Below are 725 nucleotides of genomic sequence, written 5' to 3'. Positions count from 1 at the left end.
ACGCGATTTGCTAGTTCGTAACATTTAACAAAAAAAGCCTAACAAGGTTAGACTCAAAGTAGACTAAAAAAGGAGTCTTTGCCTTGTTAAGCTACTTTAAGTCTAGTTATGATCGCCATGATTTTCAAGCGGTTTTTGCCTACACTTGTTCTGAATTACAACAGTTGATGCAAGATTTTGTCCCACGAAAATTTATGGAACGGCGCAATATTGAACACGTCAAACTATCTGACGCTGAGATAATGGCCCTAATGCTCCTCAAAACGCAATATCATGTTCCAACTTGGACGGCCTTTTACGATTTAGTGCAAGCTACGATCCCTTCGTTACCCTTGTTGGAGTATTCCCGCCTAATCCGTCGGATTAACCAGGTCACACCAGTTTTTCAAGCAATTCGCCGAGGATTGCTAACGTGGACTACGCCTTCCCAAACAGCCATTATCGATAGTTATCCGCTCCCGCTTTGTCAAGGGGTTCGTAATGCTCGAGCTCGCTTGTTTGCTGGGATTGCTAACATTGGCTATAACGCTACGAAACAGCTGTACTTCTATGGTTTCAAAGTTCACATGATCGTAGAACCTAGCGGCCTGATTCTCGATTATGAAGTGACACCAGCTTCAATCCATGACGTTAAGGCTGCTCCAGAATTGATTCAAAACTGCCCTTGTCCACAAATTCTAGCTGACGTCGGCTACGTCGGTAAAGACTTACGAAGTAAGGTTAAG

Annotated in this window: 1 protein-coding gene; it reads left to right on the top strand. The window is 43.4% G+C overall.

Annotation, left to right across the window (positions count from 1 at the left end; all coding sequences use genetic code 11):
• Positions 1–83: 83 nt before the first annotated feature.
• The coding region (locus tag QOS10_RS09455) for an IS982 family transposase (protein WP_283595200.1) at positions 84–725 on the top strand (642 nt) is incomplete at its 3' end.

This window comes from Limosilactobacillus galli, assembly GCF_947381495.1.
GTDB lineage: Bacteria > Bacillota > Bacilli > Lactobacillales > Lactobacillaceae > Limosilactobacillus > Limosilactobacillus galli.
The sequence above is the reverse complement of the archived record's forward strand: the minus strand, read 5'-3'. Positions and strand labels throughout refer to the sequence as shown.